The sequence below is a fragment of the Saccharopolyspora sp. NPDC000995 genome (genome assembly GCF_053599315.1).
Genome location: NZ_JBSFLZ010000096.1, coordinates 1 through 15,821, shown reverse-complemented (window position 1 = coordinate 15,821; position 15,821 = coordinate 1). Strand labels below are relative to the sequence as shown.

15 protein-coding genes are annotated in these 15,821 nt (G+C 66.3%); 2 read left to right on the top strand and 13 right to left on the bottom strand.

The window, feature by feature from the left end; genetic code table 11:
• Nucleotides 1-125: 125 nt before the first annotated feature.
• The 7 genes from ACWDKQ_RS25915 to ACWDKQ_RS25885 form a co-directional block, all read right to left on the bottom strand.
• Nucleotides 126-1,277, bottom strand: a complete 1,152-nt coding sequence (locus ACWDKQ_RS25915) for a M20 family metallopeptidase (protein ID WP_450141365.1) — start codon at nt 1,275-1,277, stop codon at nt 126-128.
• A 9-nt stretch (nt 1,278-1,286) separates the two neighbouring features.
• Nucleotides 1,287-1,952 (bottom strand): DUF1028 domain-containing protein, encoded by a 666-nt coding sequence (locus tag ACWDKQ_RS25910; RefSeq protein WP_450141364.1) that lies wholly within the window; start codon nt 1,950-1,952, stop codon nt 1,287-1,289.
• Entirely contained in the window at nt 1,949-2,371 is a 423-nt protein-coding gene (locus tag ACWDKQ_RS25905; protein ID WP_450141363.1) for a RidA family protein, read from the bottom strand. The genes ACWDKQ_RS25910 and ACWDKQ_RS25905 overlap by 4 nt, the downstream gene beginning before the upstream one ends.
• On the bottom strand, nt 2,371-3,681 hold the full coding sequence (locus ACWDKQ_RS25900) for a flavin-containing monooxygenase (RefSeq protein ID WP_450141362.1): 1,311 nt from the start codon (nt 3,679-3,681) through the stop codon (nt 2,371-2,373). The genes ACWDKQ_RS25905 and ACWDKQ_RS25900 overlap by 1 nt, the downstream gene beginning before the upstream one ends.
• Before the next feature lie 195 nt (nt 3,682-3,876).
• On the bottom strand, nt 3,877-5,280 hold the full coding sequence (locus ACWDKQ_RS25895) for an MFS transporter (protein WP_450141361.1): 1,404 nt from the start codon (nt 5,278-5,280) through the stop codon (nt 3,877-3,879).
• Between the two features lie 246 nt (nt 5,281-5,526).
• On the bottom strand, nt 5,527-6,486 hold the full coding sequence (locus tag ACWDKQ_RS25890) for a LysR family transcriptional regulator (RefSeq protein WP_450141360.1): 960 nt from the start codon (nt 6,484-6,486) through the stop codon (nt 5,527-5,529).
• Nucleotides 6,483-6,662 (bottom strand): hypothetical protein, encoded by a 180-nt coding sequence (locus ACWDKQ_RS25885; RefSeq protein WP_450141359.1) that lies wholly within the window; start codon nt 6,660-6,662, stop codon nt 6,483-6,485. The genes ACWDKQ_RS25890 and ACWDKQ_RS25885 overlap by 4 nt, the downstream gene beginning before the upstream one ends.
• A gap of 851 nt (nt 6,663-7,513) precedes the next feature.
• Between ACWDKQ_RS25885 and ACWDKQ_RS25880 the strand changes: the two genes are divergently transcribed.
• Nucleotides 7,514-8,929, top strand: coding sequence for a condensation domain-containing protein (locus tag ACWDKQ_RS25880; protein WP_450141358.1), 1,416 nt, complete (start codon nt 7,514-7,516; stop codon nt 8,927-8,929).
• Between the two features lie 558 nt (nt 8,930-9,487).
• Here ACWDKQ_RS25880 and ACWDKQ_RS25875 read toward each other — a convergent pair.
• Entirely contained in the window at nt 9,488-10,465 is a 978-nt protein-coding gene (locus ACWDKQ_RS25875; RefSeq protein ID WP_450141357.1) for a TIGR03557 family F420-dependent LLM class oxidoreductase, read from the bottom strand.
• A gap of 221 nt (nt 10,466-10,686) precedes the next feature.
• Here ACWDKQ_RS25875 and ACWDKQ_RS25870 point away from each other — a divergent pair, with 221 nt between their 5' ends.
• Nucleotides 10,687-10,950, top strand: coding sequence for a hypothetical protein (locus tag ACWDKQ_RS25870; RefSeq protein ID WP_450141356.1), 264 nt, complete (start codon nt 10,687-10,689; stop codon nt 10,948-10,950).
• Between the two features lie 383 nt (nt 10,951-11,333).
• On the opposite strand, the gene gvpJ is transcribed toward ACWDKQ_RS25870, so the two are convergent.
• From gvpJ to ACWDKQ_RS25845, 5 genes are all read right to left on the bottom strand, one after another.
• Nucleotides 11,334-11,753, bottom strand: a complete 420-nt coding sequence (gene gvpJ / locus ACWDKQ_RS25865; protein ID WP_450141355.1) for a gas vesicle protein GvpJ — start codon at nt 11,751-11,753, stop codon at nt 11,334-11,336.
• Nucleotides 11,754-11,757: 4 nt separating this feature from the next.
• Nucleotides 11,758-11,910 (bottom strand): hypothetical protein, encoded by a 153-nt coding sequence (locus ACWDKQ_RS25860; RefSeq protein WP_450141354.1) that lies wholly within the window; start codon nt 11,908-11,910, stop codon nt 11,758-11,760.
• 904 nt (nt 11,911-12,814) lie between these two features.
• The gene (locus ACWDKQ_RS25855; protein WP_450141353.1) at nt 12,815-13,348 is read right to left on the bottom strand and encodes an SDR family NAD(P)-dependent oxidoreductase; all 534 of its coding nucleotides are present in this window, start codon (nt 13,346-13,348) and stop codon (nt 12,815-12,817) included.
• 657 nt (nt 13,349-14,005) lie between these two features.
• Nucleotides 14,006-14,491: a transcription elongation factor GreA gene (gene greA / locus ACWDKQ_RS25850; RefSeq protein WP_450141352.1), complete on the bottom strand. Its 486-nt coding sequence runs from the start codon at nt 14,489-14,491 to the stop codon at nt 14,006-14,008.
• 257 nt (nt 14,492-14,748) lie between these two features.
• Nucleotides 14,749-15,081: a hypothetical protein gene (locus ACWDKQ_RS25845; RefSeq protein ID WP_450141351.1), complete on the bottom strand. Its 333-nt coding sequence runs from the start codon at nt 15,079-15,081 to the stop codon at nt 14,749-14,751.
• Between the last annotated feature and the right edge of the window lie 740 nt (nt 15,082-15,821).

The following is a 15,821-nucleotide window of genomic DNA, read 5'->3' as shown; positions in this document are numbered from 1 at the left end:
AGCAGTCTCTGGACAAAGGGGGTCACGAACACCTTTTTCGCTGCGGACCGGCCGCCGCGTCAAATCCGGCATGGAGGTCTCCAGGGAGAGGGCTTCAGGAGGCGCGGACCGGACCGAAGCGGTGCTCACGCCGGGTCGGTCCCGCGAGCCCGGTCCACGCCGGTCCAGGCCAACGCGACCGCTCCGTCGAGCAGGGCTCGTTCGGCCTGCTGACCGACGCAGTGCGCGACGAACTCGCGCTGATGGTTGGTGGCCGGCAGTGACCCGATCCCGATGTAGGGATGGATGGCGGGCACGACCTGCGACACGTTGCCCATGTCGGTCGACGCCCGGTTCATCCGGCCCGCCAGCCCGTCCGGGGCGAACTCACGCCCCAGGTGCAGGGCGTTGGCCCGATACGCCGCAAGCGTGCGCTCGTCGGTGCGGAACTCGGCGTAGGGCTTGCTTTCCGCCTCGACCTCCAGCGTGGCGCCGGTTGCCAGGGCGCCCGCCTCGAAGCAGCGCATCACCTTCGGCTCGATCTCGGCCAACTCGGCCAGGGTCTCCGCACGCACGTACCACCGCCCCGAGGAGGACTCGGGGATCGCGTTCGGCGCCGAGCCGGCGGAGGTGACGATCCCGTGCACCCGCGAGCCCGACGGGAGCTGCTGGCGGAGCAGGCCGATGGCGACCTGAGCGACGGTGAACGCGTCGGCGGCGTTCACGCCGGCCTCGGGGTAGGCCGCCGCGTGCGCGGACCGGCCGCTGTAGGAGATCCGGGAGTGGCTGACCGCGAACGGCCGTGCCGCTGCGACGTCAACCGGCGCCGGGTGGACCATCATCGCCAGGTCGACGTCGCGGAACGCCCCGCGGTCAAGCATCTCGATCTTGCCGCCGCCTCCCTCCTCGGCTGGCGTGCCGTACACCTCGACGGTCAGGCCGAGATCGTTGGCGACCTCGGCCAAGCCGAGCGCGGCGCCCACCGACGAGGCGGCGATCAGGTTGTGCCCGCAGGCGTGGCCGAGCCCGGGCAGCGCGTCGTACTCGGCGCACAACGCGATCCGCAGCGGTCCCGAGCCGTACCTGGCGAGGAACGCGGTCTGCAGGCCCAAGTAGGCCGCGGTCACGGTGAACCCGCGACGATCGAGCAGCTGCGGGACCGTGGCGGCAGCGTGGTGCTCCTCCCAGGCGGTCTCGGGCCGGGCGTGCAGCGTCGTCGACAGCTCGACCAGTTCGTCGGCTGCCCGGTCCACGGCGGCGCGGACCGCGTCCTTCTCACGGGTGACCGTGCTCGGCATGGGTTTCTCCTACAGGTCGCCGGGGACGCCGTACGACGGCGCGGCCGTGGGTTGCAGCCCGCGGCGGACGTAGTCGTCGCGCTGCGGCAGCCATATCTCCAGGGCTTCGGTCAAGCCCTCGATCGGTTTCTCGGCCCAGTCGACCCTCAGGTCGGTCACCGGCCACTCCACGTCGGCCACGACGGCCAGGCCCGCGGAGTGCACCGGCCCAGCCTCACCACCCGCTTCGACCGCTGCGTGCATCGCGGCGAGCAGCCGTTCTTCGAGCTCACCCGGCGCGGATTCGAATGCCTCGACCATGATCGCCGGAATTTCGGTGCTGTTGAGCAGGTTGCCCGCGGCCACCGAGTGCGAGCCGACAGCGGCACCGTTGGTGCCGAGGGTGTGCTCACCGCTGAACCAGGCGGTAGGCCCAGCCGACCCGACCGCGGTCAGCTGGCGATAGCCCAGATCGGTCGCGCCCTCGCCGACTTCCTGCAAGGCCAGCCGGGCATCGCCGTGGACGGCCAGTCGGTCGAGGATGCGCCCGCCCAAGCGTGGGTCGGTCACGTTCTGCGAGGCGGCGGCGCCGACACCCGGCCTCAGGTGCAGGCAGCGTGCGGCCACCGCGGGGCTGGAAGAGCTGACGGCCATCCCGAAGCGCCCGTCGTGCCTGGCTGCGATGGAGAAGGTCATCGGTCGTCCTCCGGGATAACGGCAATGGCGTCGATCTCGCACAGCCACTCCGGGCGTGCCAGCGCGGAGACGACGACACCGGTGGAGATCGGGTGGACGCCCTTGGTCCAGTGGCCGATGGTCCGGTAGACGGTCTCCCGGTAGCGCGGATCGATCAGGTAAATGGTCAGCTTGACCAGGTGTTCCATCCGGCTGCCCGCTTCCCGCAGCAGCATGTCGATGTTCGCCATCGCCTGCTCGGCCTGGGCGCCGACGTCACCGATCCCGACCGACTCGCTGGTGTCGAGGTCCTGTCCGATCTGGCCCCGGACGTAGACCGTGTTGCCGGCGACCACGGCCTGGCACAGATCGTTGTCGAGGTTCTGCTCGGGATAGGTGTCGCGGGTGTTGAACGGACGGATGCGGGTGTGGGTCGGCATCAGGCGGCTCCGGTCGTGTTGACGGTCGGTTCGGAATCCCAGTCGAGTTGGGAGGCATCGGCGTCGGTGTTGTAGGAGAGGTAGCTGCGCTGGATCGAGATGTGCTCGGCCACGTACGCGGCGTCGTGCCAAACCCCCCAGATGAAACTCGACCCGCGCCGCGACAGCCACGGCAAGCCCAGGAAGTAGATCCCCGGCTCGGCGGACACGCCGCGGGTGTGCTGCGGTTTGCCGTTGTCGTCGAAGGCGTCGACCTGCAACCAGTCGTAGTCGGGCCGGAAACCGGTCGCCCAGATGAGCGAGGTGATCCCGGCTTCCGCGAGGTCCAGCTCGAAGATCGGGTCGAGCACGCAGTCCGGATCCGGCCCGAACGTACGTGCCTGCGGTTCCTCGGGCAGGTCGAGCCCGTTGCGCGTGATGTAGGCGTCGGCCTCGTCGAGCATCTTCAGGTAGTTGGCATCGCCGTTGGCGATGTTCTCGCGCAGGTTGTCCGCGAAGTGCACCCGGCCGTCGGCGAACGCGCGGGTCACGCCGACGAGGGTGATGCCGTCGGCCGCGAGGGCCCGGAAGTCGACGGTTCGGCCGCCCTGGGCGCCGCTGACGGCGATCGTGACGTGCTCCGCACCGCGAGGCGGAGCCGCCGCATCCCACTTGTTGAGCACCCCGAGCCACCAGCAGAAGTCGCGGCCCCGGTACCGCCGCGGCGGTCGATCGTGCGCACCGACCGACAGGTAGACCTTCCGGCCAGAGCGCTGCAGCTCGTCCGCGATCTGGACGCCCGACGACCCGGCGCCGACCACGAGGACGGCTCCTTCGGGCAGTTGCTGCGGGTTGCGGTAGGAGCTGGAGTGCAGCTGGACCACGTCCGCGTGCTCGGGGACGACGGGGGGGATGACCGGGGTCTGGAACGGTCCGGTCGCCGCCACCACGTACCGGACGTCGATCATCCCGTCCGAGGTCTCCACGCGAAAGCCGGGGCGTCCGACGTTCTTCTGCACGCGCAGGACGTCCACGCCGCAGCGGATCGGCGCGCCGATCTTCTCCGCGTACTCGACGAAGTAGTCCGCGACCTGTTCCTTCGAGGCGAAACCGTCGGGATCGACGTCGGCGAACTGCAGTCCCGGGAAGCGGTCGTGCCAGGCCGGACCGTTGGCCACCAGGGAGTCCCAGCGTCCGGTGCGCCAGCGCTCGGCGATGCGATCGCGCTCCAGCACCAGATGCGGGATCCCGCGTGCGCCCAGGTGCTCGCTCATAGCCACCCCGGCCTGTCCTGCGCCGACTACGAGGACCTGGGTCTCGTAATGCGACATGTGAACCTCCGTTCCACTAGTCCCGACGTTCTCGCCCCAGCGAGCCGCACCGGTAGACGCGACCGCCGGCGATCCGAGTCTGGGCGAACCCGCTGCAACAGGCCAGAGCATCTTTTCGAACATTTGCATCTGATAAATCGATGCCACGAGCCCGTGGGACCGCGCGACCAGGCACGCCCCTATCCCGCCCGACCGTCAGGAATTGGCCGCGTCCACGGACGATCCGGCCGACTGCGCGGCCGACGACCCGGTGGGACCGCCCCCGATGTCCTGCGCCTGCAGCAGACTGCTCCCGGCCGTCTCGCGCATGCTCAACGCGGCGACGAGCCCGATCAGTGCAGCGACCATCAGGTAAGGGCCGGGAACCAGCAGACTCCCGGTGACGGAGATGAGGACCGTCATGAGGAACGGCACCGTGCCGGCGAAGAGCGCGGCGGTGACGTTGTAGGCGATCGACAACCCGCTCTGGCGGGTCCGGGTCGGGAAGATCTCCGCGGCCCACACTGCGTAGGTGCCGAGGATCGCCGAGAGGATCGCCCCCAGTCCGAGCCCCGCGATGACGGTGCCGGCCAACCCTGTCTGCATCAGCATGTAGGCGGGCGTGGCCGCGATCAGCAGGACCACGGCGGCGCCGACCAAGATGGGCTTGCGGCCGACCCGGTCGGACAGGTGACCGAACATAGGTACTAGGACGAGCGCGAACAGCGAGACGAACGTCGAGAGGAGAGCGGCGCTCTCGGCGGAGTGCCCCAGGTGGTCCGTCTGGTAGTTCACCAGGTACGTGAGCACCGCGTAGAAGGGCACGTGCATCATCGTCATGAGACCGGCGGCCTGCAGCAGCTGACGCGCGTTGGTGCGCAAGAGCTCCGTGATCGGGCTGCGCGACACCGAGTCGGTCGCCTCCAGCACCCGGTACTCCGGCGTGTCCTCGATCTTCGTCCGGATGACGTAGCCGACCACACCCATCGGTGCCGCGATTAGGAACGGGATCCGCCACCCCCACTCGGTGATCTGCTCGGGCGTCAGCGAGACGGACAACAGGTAGAAGGCGAACGACCCGGCAAGGAAGCCGAGCAGCGAACCGACCTCGAGCCAGCTGACGCCGAAGCCGCGCCGAGCGCGGGGCGAGTACTCGGCAAGGAAGCTGGCCGCACTGCCGAACTCGCCGCCGGCCGCGAAGCCCTGCACCAACCGGATCGCGACCAGCAGGATCGGTGCAGCGATCCCGATCGTCGCGTATCCGGGCAGCAGACCGATCGCGAGCGTCGCGAGCGACATCACGATGATGACGATCGACAGCGTTCGCCGGCGACCGATGCGGTCGCCGAGCGGCCCGAACACCAGCGCGCCGAGCGGGCGTATGCCGAACGACACCGCGAACACCGCGAACACCGACAGCACGCCGGCGACCTGGTTCTCGGCGGGGAAGAACACCGTCGCGATGGTGGTGGCGAGGTAGGCGTAGACAGCCCAGTCGAACCAGTGGACGAAAACGCCGATCGCACCGGCCGCCACGCTCCGGCGCAGCGAGGCGGAATCAGCCTGGACGGCCGCGTCGAGCACGGCATCGGCGACGGAATGTGATGTGGGTTCGGACACAGGGCCTCCATCGGTCGTCGCGGGACGACGGCAGGACAGCGCCGAGCGCCCCTGCCGTGAACAGCGCGTATGACCTCGGCGCTGTTGGGAGGCGACGCTATGCTTTAGCAGGGGATCACTCAAACAGAGATAACAGGTCCAATGCATCGCCATTTCCGATGCTTTGCGGCGGTGGAGATCCTCCGCCGGGATCACCGACACCCGAGGCCACGCACCGGCCGACCAGGCCGCGCGCAGATCGCCGGATCAGGAGCGCGGGGCACGAGTGCTCTCGCCCAGCCGCCCAGTCGCTGACCTGAGCCGTTCGACGACCGCGCGGGCGCTGTCGGTGACTGCACGGGCCCGAGCGGTGCGCCGCACCGACTCCAACCACGCCACCACCATCGAAAGCGACGGCACGTCGTCGGCGATGGGGCGCGACTCGACGCGCCCACCGCCGTAGGTGCCGTCCAGTCCCGGGCGCTGGTTCAGCAGCGAGAAGCCCAGCCCTCGGGCGACCATCCCGCGGACGGCCTCGACGCTTTGCGACCGGTAGGCGATGCGGGGCGGCGCGCCAGCTGCGGCCAGCAGCTCGCGGAAGTACTCGCGGCTGTGCGGGAGGTCGAGGAGCACCATCGGCTCATCGGCCAGATCGCACAGCCGGACCTCTGACAGCTCGGCGAGCCGGTGCCCGGGCGGCAGGAGCACGTACGGCGGCGCTTCGGCGATGACCTCGCGCGCCACCCCTTGCCCGAGCCCCAGGTCGTAGGTCACCGCCACCTCGACCGTGCCGCTGCGAAGCGCGGCGCTCACCGCGGCCGCTTCGAGTTCGAGCACCTCGACTTCGAGCCCGGGATGGGCCGCGCTCAGCTCCGCGAGCAGCTCGGGCATCACGAACGGAACGAGGGTGACCATGCACGCCAGCCGGATGTGCCCGCGCACGTCGTCACCGCGACCCCGCGCCGCGTCCAGCACCTCGCCTACGTGCGCGAGCAGCCCTCGCACATCCCGCAGGAACTCCTCCCCGGCCCCGGTCAGGACGAGACCCCGCGCGTGCTGGCGGATGAACAGCGGCGTGCCCACCTGCCGTTCCAGCTGGGCGACTGCTGTCGACACAGCCGACTGGGCGACCCGTAGCTCCTCGGCCGCCCTCGTCATGCTCAGCACGGACGCGGCCTGGACGAAGTAGCGCAGCTGCGTGAGGGTCACGTCCGGTTGCCGGGTCACCGCAACACCACCCCGGCGGCACCGATGGCCCCGAGCGGGCCCACGCGATCGGGGCGACCCCGCACCGTGAACGCCAGGACGAACCGTTGCCCCGCTGTCATCGCAAACCCCCGCACGAACATCCGGACCGGCGGTTCTGCCCGCTCGGTCACCGGAGCAGGCACAGCGCTGATCATCGCTGAAACCGTTGCCAAGCCCGACGACAACGCTACATCAGATTCAACATCGGACCGCCAGCCGACTTCCTGGACGCACACCGCCGCCGAGGTCCACACCAAGCTCGAGCACGACGGGAGCGGATCGCCAAGGCAAGCATCGAAATGAGACCAGCCTTGCAACCGCGATGGGACACCGACACCTGTCCCGTTCGGCACGCCGGTATGGCGCGAGCGAATCGACACGGGGGTTCCTGCGCTCCCAAGCAGACGCACTAATCACGTGCGAGTTCTTCGAGACGATCACCCTGTCCGGGGCGCGCGCTTGCACGTACGCGCGGTGATTGAGCACTCAAGCCGCCGCATCCGCATTCTCGGCTCGACCAACCCACACCGTCCGCCTCATGGGTGGTAACCATCAAGGCACTCACCAACACCCGCCCGCTATGCCCACTCCCCCAACCAATCACCGACCCCGAACAGATCACCCGCCTCGACATACGAGCGCGCGACCACCTCGACGGCATCCTCCACGAGTACCGGAATGCCGCATGAACAGGCGCAATGAGATTCCCGGCAAGGGCAGCGCCCGCCCTGGTCCTGGGCGGATCGGACCCTCGCGTTCGCACCGAGGAACCCCGGAACACGACGGTTATCTCTTACCAGAGGGCTGTCTCCGCGCGCCTATCCCCGGCCGCTCTAAAGTGGACGCGCGGGCGGTCGGGAGGAGGAAGACAGGCAGCTTAACGCCAAGCTAACTCAGCGGCCAGTCACCGAAATCTCGGACCGCGCGACAGGCAGCGCGGGAACGTATCCCACCACATGAGAACACATCACCTCGGCTTGTCCCAATATTCTGAAAGAAGAGATCTATGACTGAATTTCTCCGGCGCCGGGTCCCTTTCTCCGGGCAGCGTTGCGTCACCGCGCTGGCCACCTGCGCGCAGCGGGACATGTGGCGGCTGATCCAGCGCGCTATGCCGGATTCGACGTTCTACGACCAGGTGTACCAAATCGAACTGCTGGAACCGGCCGGGGTGGACGATGTGATTGCCGTGCTCGCGGAACTGGTGAACCGCTATGAGTCGCTGCGCACGGCCTTCCACCAGGACGAGGCGGGAGTGCTGATGCAACGGGTGCTGCAAAACGGCGCTTTCGAGACCGACATCCGGCCGGTACGCTCCGGGGAGGACCCGAAGACCGTGGCCGCCACCTGGCAGCAGAGCCTGCGGCACCGCGGCTTCAACCTTCAGGCGGGGCCGCTGTTCCGCTCCCTGATCATCCTCTCCGACGACGTCCCGGTGCTGGCCGCCCTGGGCATCTCGCACCTTGTCGCGGACCTGATGTCGCTACGCTTCCTCGCCAGCGAACTGAACCGGCTGCTGTGTGCGCGTGTATCGGGACTGCCAGCGCCGGCGCCCCCTGCCTGCCGACAGCCCGTCGAACAGGCTGGTTACGAGCGCTCACCGCGGGGGCAGCAGGCCCTGGCCAAATCGCACGCGTACTGGCGGCGACAGCTCGCGCAGGCGCCGACCACGATGTTCCCCTACCGCCGCGGCGAGCCGTCCGCACCGCGGTTCTACAGCGCGGCCATGGAATCCAAGGCGGTGGCGATGGCACTTCCCGTGCTCGCCGACCGGTACCGGACCAGTACCTCAGCGGTCCTGCTGTCCGCGGTGGCCCTGCTGCTCGGCCATCTCGCCGGTCTGCCCGCATGCGCGATCCGGCTGCTCGTCGCCAACCGTTTCGCTCCCGAACTGCGCGGTGCGGTTGCCAATCTGCAGCAGGAGGTCCTGGTCACGCTCGAGCTGACAGGGGAGACCTTCGGCGCGGTGGTGCGCGGCGCGCTGGCCGCGTCCATGACTGCCTACAGCAACGGTGTGTACGACCCCGACCAGGTCGCGGAGCTGATCCGGTCTGCCGGGAGGGAGCGGGGCGCCGAGCTCTCGCTGTCCTGCTATTTCAACGACATACGGGCGGCACGGGAGGTGCCGGGACGCGCCACGGCCGTGGACGCCGGCTTTGTCCGTGCGGCCATGGCCGACACCGTCGTCGCTGCGGACCCCTTTAAGGATGCGGAGGACTTCTTCATAGTCATCGAGGACAAGGTGCCGGGCTGGATCCGCGTGGTGCTCTGCACGGACACCCAGGTGCTGCTGCCGGCGGAAGTTCATCGGTTTCTACTGGGCGTGGAGCGGCTTCTGGTGGCGCTCGTCGACCGGGAGTTGCGGCCGGAGGAAGTGGGCGCGGTCTGCGATGTGACGTCGATGGTGCACGGGCAGACATAGCCCAGCACCTGGTCGTGGTCGGCGAGCAGCAGCCACCCACCGCGCCGAGTCCGCGCCGCGTCCGGGTCGGCAGTTCATCGACCAGCCATGTCCAGATCCCGGTGAACGGGCATCCCACGGGCCCCGGTGTCCAGGGCCTGCACCCCGGATTTCTCATCCACGCACAACGCCACTGCCGTCTCCGGCGGGTTGTGGTACAGGCCAAAACATCGACGACCTTCTCCACGAAGACGGGTCACTGGACAGCTTGAACCCGTCGGCGAGGTACGGTTTGAGTCCGAATTTTCGCCAGATGCGCCCGATGGTGGACTTCGATGCCCGGGGCCTATGCGTGACATTCCTCGGCGTCTCTTCCAGCGCCGCCGTGAGCCGACCGAGCGACTCATCGCCCGCGCACCTTCCGCAGCGTCACATGGACCAGCAACGCCCACGACAGCGGTCGGTACCGATCGCGATCTGCGAAAGGGCCACCTCGGGCGCATGAAGTACCAGGAAGAGCAGTCTCATCAGCACCTTCGCACCGGACGCAGACTGTCCCATGAGCACGGATGCGACCGATCAAGGCGCGGCTTCGCGCAACGCGGGAAGCAACTGGCGCTGCGCGAAGTCGAAGAACCCGGACGGGTCCGCGTCGATGTCGATCTGCACCAGCGCGATGTCGGTGTAACCGGACTCCCAGAAGGCCGCCGCGGACTCGACCATCGGAGCGACCTCGGGGCCGCACGGGATAGTGGCCGTGATGTCCTCGGCGCGAACGAACTGGGTGGCGGCGGCGAACGCGGCCGGCCCGGGCAGTTCGGCGTTGACCTTCCACCCACCGGCGAACCAACGAAACTGCTCCCAAGCGCGCGCTGCCGCGGCATCGCGGTCGGGCCCCCAAGCGACCGGGATCTGCCCGATCTTGCGGGATGCGCCGTTGGACGCGGTGGAATCCCACTCCTGGCACAACTGGCTACTCGGTTCGACGGCGATCATCGCATCGGAAAGCGGCGCGAACTGCTGGATCGACTGCGCCCCCGAGATCGCGGTGGCCACCGGAACCCGCTGCGACGGCAGGTCCCACAGCTTGGCCGAATCGACCCGGTAATGCCTACCAACGTGGTTGACGTAGCCACCGTCGAACAGCGCACCGATGATCTGCAGCGCCTCGGCGAGCATCTCGTGCCGCACGTTGGCCGGTGGCCAGCCGCGACCGACGATGTGCTCGTTGAGGTTCTCACCGGCCCCGACACCGAGCACGAAGCGGTTGTCGGACAGCAGCCCGACGGTGGCGGCCTTCTGCGCGACGATCGCAGGGTGGTAGCGGAGGATCGGCGCGGTCACGAAGGTCATCAGCTCGACCTGCTCGGTGGCCTGCGTGATCGCCCCGAGAACGCTCCAGGCGTACGGCGAGTGCCCTTGCTCGTCAAGCCAGGGGAAGTAGTGGTCGCTGATCACCTCGAAGTCGAAGCCGGCGCGCTCGGCCGCCGCCGAGTGCGCCACCAGTTCCCGAGGCCCGGACTGCTCGGTCAACAGCGTGCATCCGAATCGGACCATGCCCCCAGGCTGGCACGTACCAGAGGCACTCGCTCATCGACCAAGGCCGCCCGACGTTTCCTGTGGCGCACTTCGAGTTCGACTGCTTTCTGCTCGTCGAGCCGTGGTGGACGGTGCGAACCGGCTCCATACCCTTTTGGCTCGCCTTCAACACCGCGAGCTCGCTGTGCACAGCGAATTCCTATTTGGACCGAACAGAGGTACCCGACGAAATTCGCCTGATGCTCTTCTCCCACGGCACCGAGTCGATCGGACTCGCACCGATCGACGACTGGGAGAAGCTGACCGCACGCGCCCGCAAGATCGGCGCACTCGCCGGTGTGGATCGCAAGGCGTTCCCCAAGGACTTCGCAGTGTTCGCCAGGGCCCACCGCGAGCTCGCCCGGACACGACATCTGTACCCGATCCCCGGCCCGATGCCGTGGGAACACGCTGAAGCGCTGATGCGCCGGCACGCCGACCAGACCTTCTCCGTCGAGCCGTAGCTCAGCGCCTCCGTCTCCCCGCAGATCTGAACTCCCTGCATGGAGATCACGATACCGGGGCGTGGTCACCGCCGCGTCCACCCGGACGCTCACCGGCCCCCGAGACCCGACGGCAGGCCACGCGGTCGGCGTGGCAACGGCTCGTCATGCGCGAGCAAATCCTCGCGTGTTCCGAGCGGACGAGAGAGTTTTACCTCGCTGACCAATGCGGAGAGCTTGCCGTACGAGGCGAGGTCTACTTCTGCCACGTCGTCTCCGGCAGAGGGTAGTGCTTCCGGAAAGGTTCTCCCGGTGGTAGACGATCCCATACACATACACGCCGCGATCGATGCTGCCCTGCTGTCCTGATTGGACCTGTTCGCCTCGTTCTGCGCGTGTGATCATCATTCACGCTCCCGAATACGTGCTTCCCGGCGCCGTACGGGCTGCTTCTCCCCCTTAGCGTCCTGGTTGGCACCGCGGAACTCGTCGAACTTTTCCTTGGCGGCGTCGATCACCCCCTTGGTCTTACCTTTGGCACCACCCTCAGCCATGCCCTGCATCAGCTCTGGCAGGTCTTTGCCGCCCGTCTGATCCAGGTCCAGCCTGTTGGTCGCCTCGGCGAACCGCAGGTAAGTGTCCACACTGGCCACGACGACGCGAGCATCGACCGTGAGGATCTCGATCCCTACGAGCGAAACACGCGCGAATATGTCAATGACCAGGCCCTTGTCGAGAATTAGCTCGACTACATCTGAAAGAGTGCCTCCAGTTCCCCGCTGCACCGGGGACCCGCCGCCGCCTTGCATGCTTGCGATGGTCATGCGATCACCTTCTCCGACTGGATGTCACAGTTTCACGGCGACGCCGTCCGTGGTTGTTCTCATCCTCCTCGTCTTCGACGTAGCCCTCGGCACCTTCGCGGTACTCCTCGTCCGCATCGCCGGGCTCTTCTTCCCCATCCTCCTCCTCTTCCTCCACGGGTTCGCGGCTCCTGGATCATCCGCGTCATCATGTGCTGTTTGATGTAGTTGAAGTACGTTTGCACGCGACGCCCTCGCGCGCGCCACATGTACGCGGGCTTCTCGAAGAATCCTTGCGGATAGTAAGCCTTCGAGCGCTAACTCCTGGCGGAGTCAGCACATGCCCGCATCTCGAATCTCCTTTTCGGCAATATCGTTTACCCAGGACCGCACGGGCGCCATCCAGTCGGTCACACGCCCATCTTGGTGATCTCTTCCCCGAACGCAGGTTTGCTGGTCGTCTACCAGCCTTACAGCTTCGTCGTCTGCTGCGTCCAAACCTGTGGTCAGGCCGCTCAACGCCCAGCACGACTCGGCCGGCTACCAACGTCGCCACGATGTTCCGCCTCTGCGAATCGCTGGGCAGAAGATCCAGGACAGTTGCGTCACCGAAATCGGCCATCACACGGGCCCCTGCGGTCGGTCGCAGCGTGTCCCGGCTCGACGCACGCACGCCGCTGCAACGGCAGCGAAACGCCGTACTCGGTTCAAGGTTCCAATCCGAATCACCCGGCTTACAGGCACTCGCGAGGGGCTCTGGAGGTAGTACGACGACTGCGCCGGCCCCGGCAGTTCCGATGCCAAGCAGGCGAGGAAACCACGTCATGGCGCTGCACCCCTGCTCCAAGGATGTCGATGCCCTTCGGACCATGGGCAACCTCAATCATTAGCACCTAACGGTGTGCGGCATGACGAACACCGTGCTCGCCCACCAGTATGCGCCTAAACGTCAGAACAAACACAGAAGCACGCCAGTATCAACGGCTCACCAGTATCAAAGCCCAAGGGTGCAACTTCAGCAACAAAGATCAACAATGCGATCTAAAACTCCATCATGACCAGGAAACGGGCCGCTCACTTGATCAGGCGTGGCCCGGACCGTCGAGCAAACCCGGCTGACGATCGCCCAGCCAAGACCAGGAATGATCGCTCAGGTCCCGTTGCCGATGTCGTCCTGTCGCTCGATCGTTGCTGATCGATGCGAGGTCGTCCTGCGCCGCTTGCGTACCCGCGTGGTTCACCAGCACATCCAGACCGCCCAACTGTTGAACGGCGTTATCGATCAGATCGTTGCAGTACTGCTCACCGGCGACATCACCTCGGTGGAGATAGCAGGATCTTCCCTGCTCCCGCACGAGTTCGGCCGTGTGCTCGGCATCATCATCCTCAACCTCATCGAGGTATGAGATCGCGACGTCCGCACCCTCTTTCGCGAATGCGATCGCCACCGCGCGTCCTATACCCGAATCACCACCTGTGATGAGCGCGCGCTTGCCGTAGAGGTGGCGTGCGCCGACGTAATCTCGCATCTCGTCTCGGGGAAGCGGCTGCATTGCCTGTGTCGTCCCCGGAGGGCGCTGCTGTTGAGCCCGTGCTGTATCCGGCCAATCCGACATCGCGAACCCCTTCTTCTACGCCTTACCCGGTGCTCCTATAGCATCCGCCGGATTTTCTGCAACTGGCATGGAGCCAACACGTTGAAACTCATGCGCTGCTTGCGCGGGATTGCGGTGCACACGTAGCTGCCCTGAAGAGACATCTATGCACGGGACAGCTATGCACCCGCCTCCAGAATCAGGCTCGCAGGCGGCTTGTCCGGCGCCAACGGATACGGCCGAGCCGGTGCCCGTTCCTTCGCCTTGGTAATCTTGCCTCCGAGACTCCCCTTGCTTGCAGCTCTGCTGCTGAATTTGCTGAAACACATACCACTCCTCGTCGTCAACGTGGTCAACGGAATACCGAATGTCTCTTTCAATTTCCGAAGGGGCCGGTCGAAGTCCGCGGCGGTGGGGTGCGTCCACCGCGTGGTCGGCAAGTGCCTCGCCATCCGGCAACTCTTACTTTGTGAAGATGTGATCGACGAGCCCTCGCTGTAACGCGTTCTCGACGGGACGGCGGCCAGTGACCAGGACATCGACCAGATCGCCTTTGGGTGTCGCGGTATGCGTCATCTCGCCCTCACTCACTCGCTCTCGCTTGTCTGCTCTGGAGGAAACGCAATTCTGGGCTGCTCGCAGAAGACAGACCAGCAGATGAGTCGAAAGTCTTGCACTTCAGCCGCGGTAAGGCTCGACCTTCACCAACGTCGCTCGCATCGTTTGTCCGTTGGGAAGAGCGTACTCGCGTGTCTCGCCCTCCCTCGCTCCCAGTAAGGAGTGGCCCAGCGGCGACTCAGGTGAGTAAACCTCGAGGTTTCCCTGAGCTCCTGCGGCTCGAGTCGCCAGAAGGAATCTCTCCATCTCGCCGTCTTCGTAGGCGACGGTAAGAACCATCCCTGGCTCGACCAGGCCTCGCGCCGTTGGTTGCTCCTCGATCTTCGCCTCCCGCAACAGCTGCTGCAGCTGTCGTATCCGGGCTTCTTCCTTGCCCTGTTCCTCCCTGACCGCGCGGTACGCATCGTTCTCGCGGAGATCACCGTCTTGCCGACGTTCATTGATCTCGGCAGCGATAACAGGTCTGTGCGCCAAGAGGCGCTGCAGTTCCTGGCGCAGCCTGTCGTAGGCTTCCCGCGTCAGCCACGCGGTGTGCAGCTCTTCCACGCCAACCACCCCTCGCAGCTTGGACGGCGCTGCAACCACATTCGAACCCCTGCCGCGCGGTCGCACATCACCTTGAAAGGTGCCCACACGGCTACCCGTTCGATCCCCGTCGGAAACAGTGGATGGCCCGACCGTCGCCGACATGGAACGACAACGGCACCCTCTCCGCACGAGTGGCGCCAAGATCGGCCCTAGCGAGGGGCGAAAAGGAAGCATCCGATATTGACGCCTGGCGGTGAAATTCTAGACCGGGACATTTACGTCGAGGCTTCGATCACACTGTCAGCCAGGCCTTTTTCAAGCGTTACCCGCACAAGAGCTGCTGCGAACCTGGCAAGATCGACGTCCTCGACGAACCTCGCCAGGCTATGGGGGCCCTTCGGCAGGCTTAGTCTCTCCGCACCGTCCAAGGCTTTCTTGTCCAGGTACGGCCGCAACTCCGGCCAGACTTCCTGTGCCTCGCGGCAGAAGATGTCGGCTCCGACGGGACCCAGGTTCGGAAATTCGGTTAGCTGTCGCCGGATTTCCCGCGGGTCACGCTCGGCCTCCGAGCGCATAGCCCGTAGGTCGCCCTTGTATCGGTCGAGCAAGACCTCTGCCCCCTGCCCAAGCGCGGTGTGCCGCAGCCACCGCGATTCCGGCTTTGATTCGCGCGGAAAGCAGTAACGAAAGCACCAAAAGGCGATATAGGGCGGCGGGCTTATCAGCGAGCTTTATTCCGGCTTCGGCCGCATACGTCGTACCGGCCTGGTCGAGCAAAGTTCGAACGATCCGGGACATCGCGGTCCTCCTATCAATTAACTTAGCCCCCGGGCTTTTCTCGCTTGTCGCACCTCAACCTGGGTCAATTCTACAACCGCCACCTGCCACCTGATGGGAAACGCTCATCGAATTAGCCATCCCACCATGGTTCAGCACGCCACAGGGGACAACACACGCATGCGCACTGACCGCGCTGCGCTCAACATCATCTCGGCGCTACGGGCCCCCGTCTTCCACGCCGAAGTCATCTTCTGCGCTTCCACCACCCCGTTCTAGCGGCACCCTCGAATACTGCCAGCGAATCCGCCCTTCATGCTCACCGGCGCCTACACCGCAGTCTCGCCCTGAGTCGTCGGGTTCTCTGGCTCTCAGCGCCGATCGCGGCGCCGATGATCGCCGCGATGCGGTTACGTAGATCGGCCAGCTAGTCCCCTTCGGCACCTTGCGCTCGAGCGCACCCGCTCACCGACGACGATCACGGTCACGCCGATGCTCACCGACGACGCCCTGGTCCGCGCCGATGAGCAGACACCCCGGCAGCGGCACCAGATCGCCCGGGACATGGGCC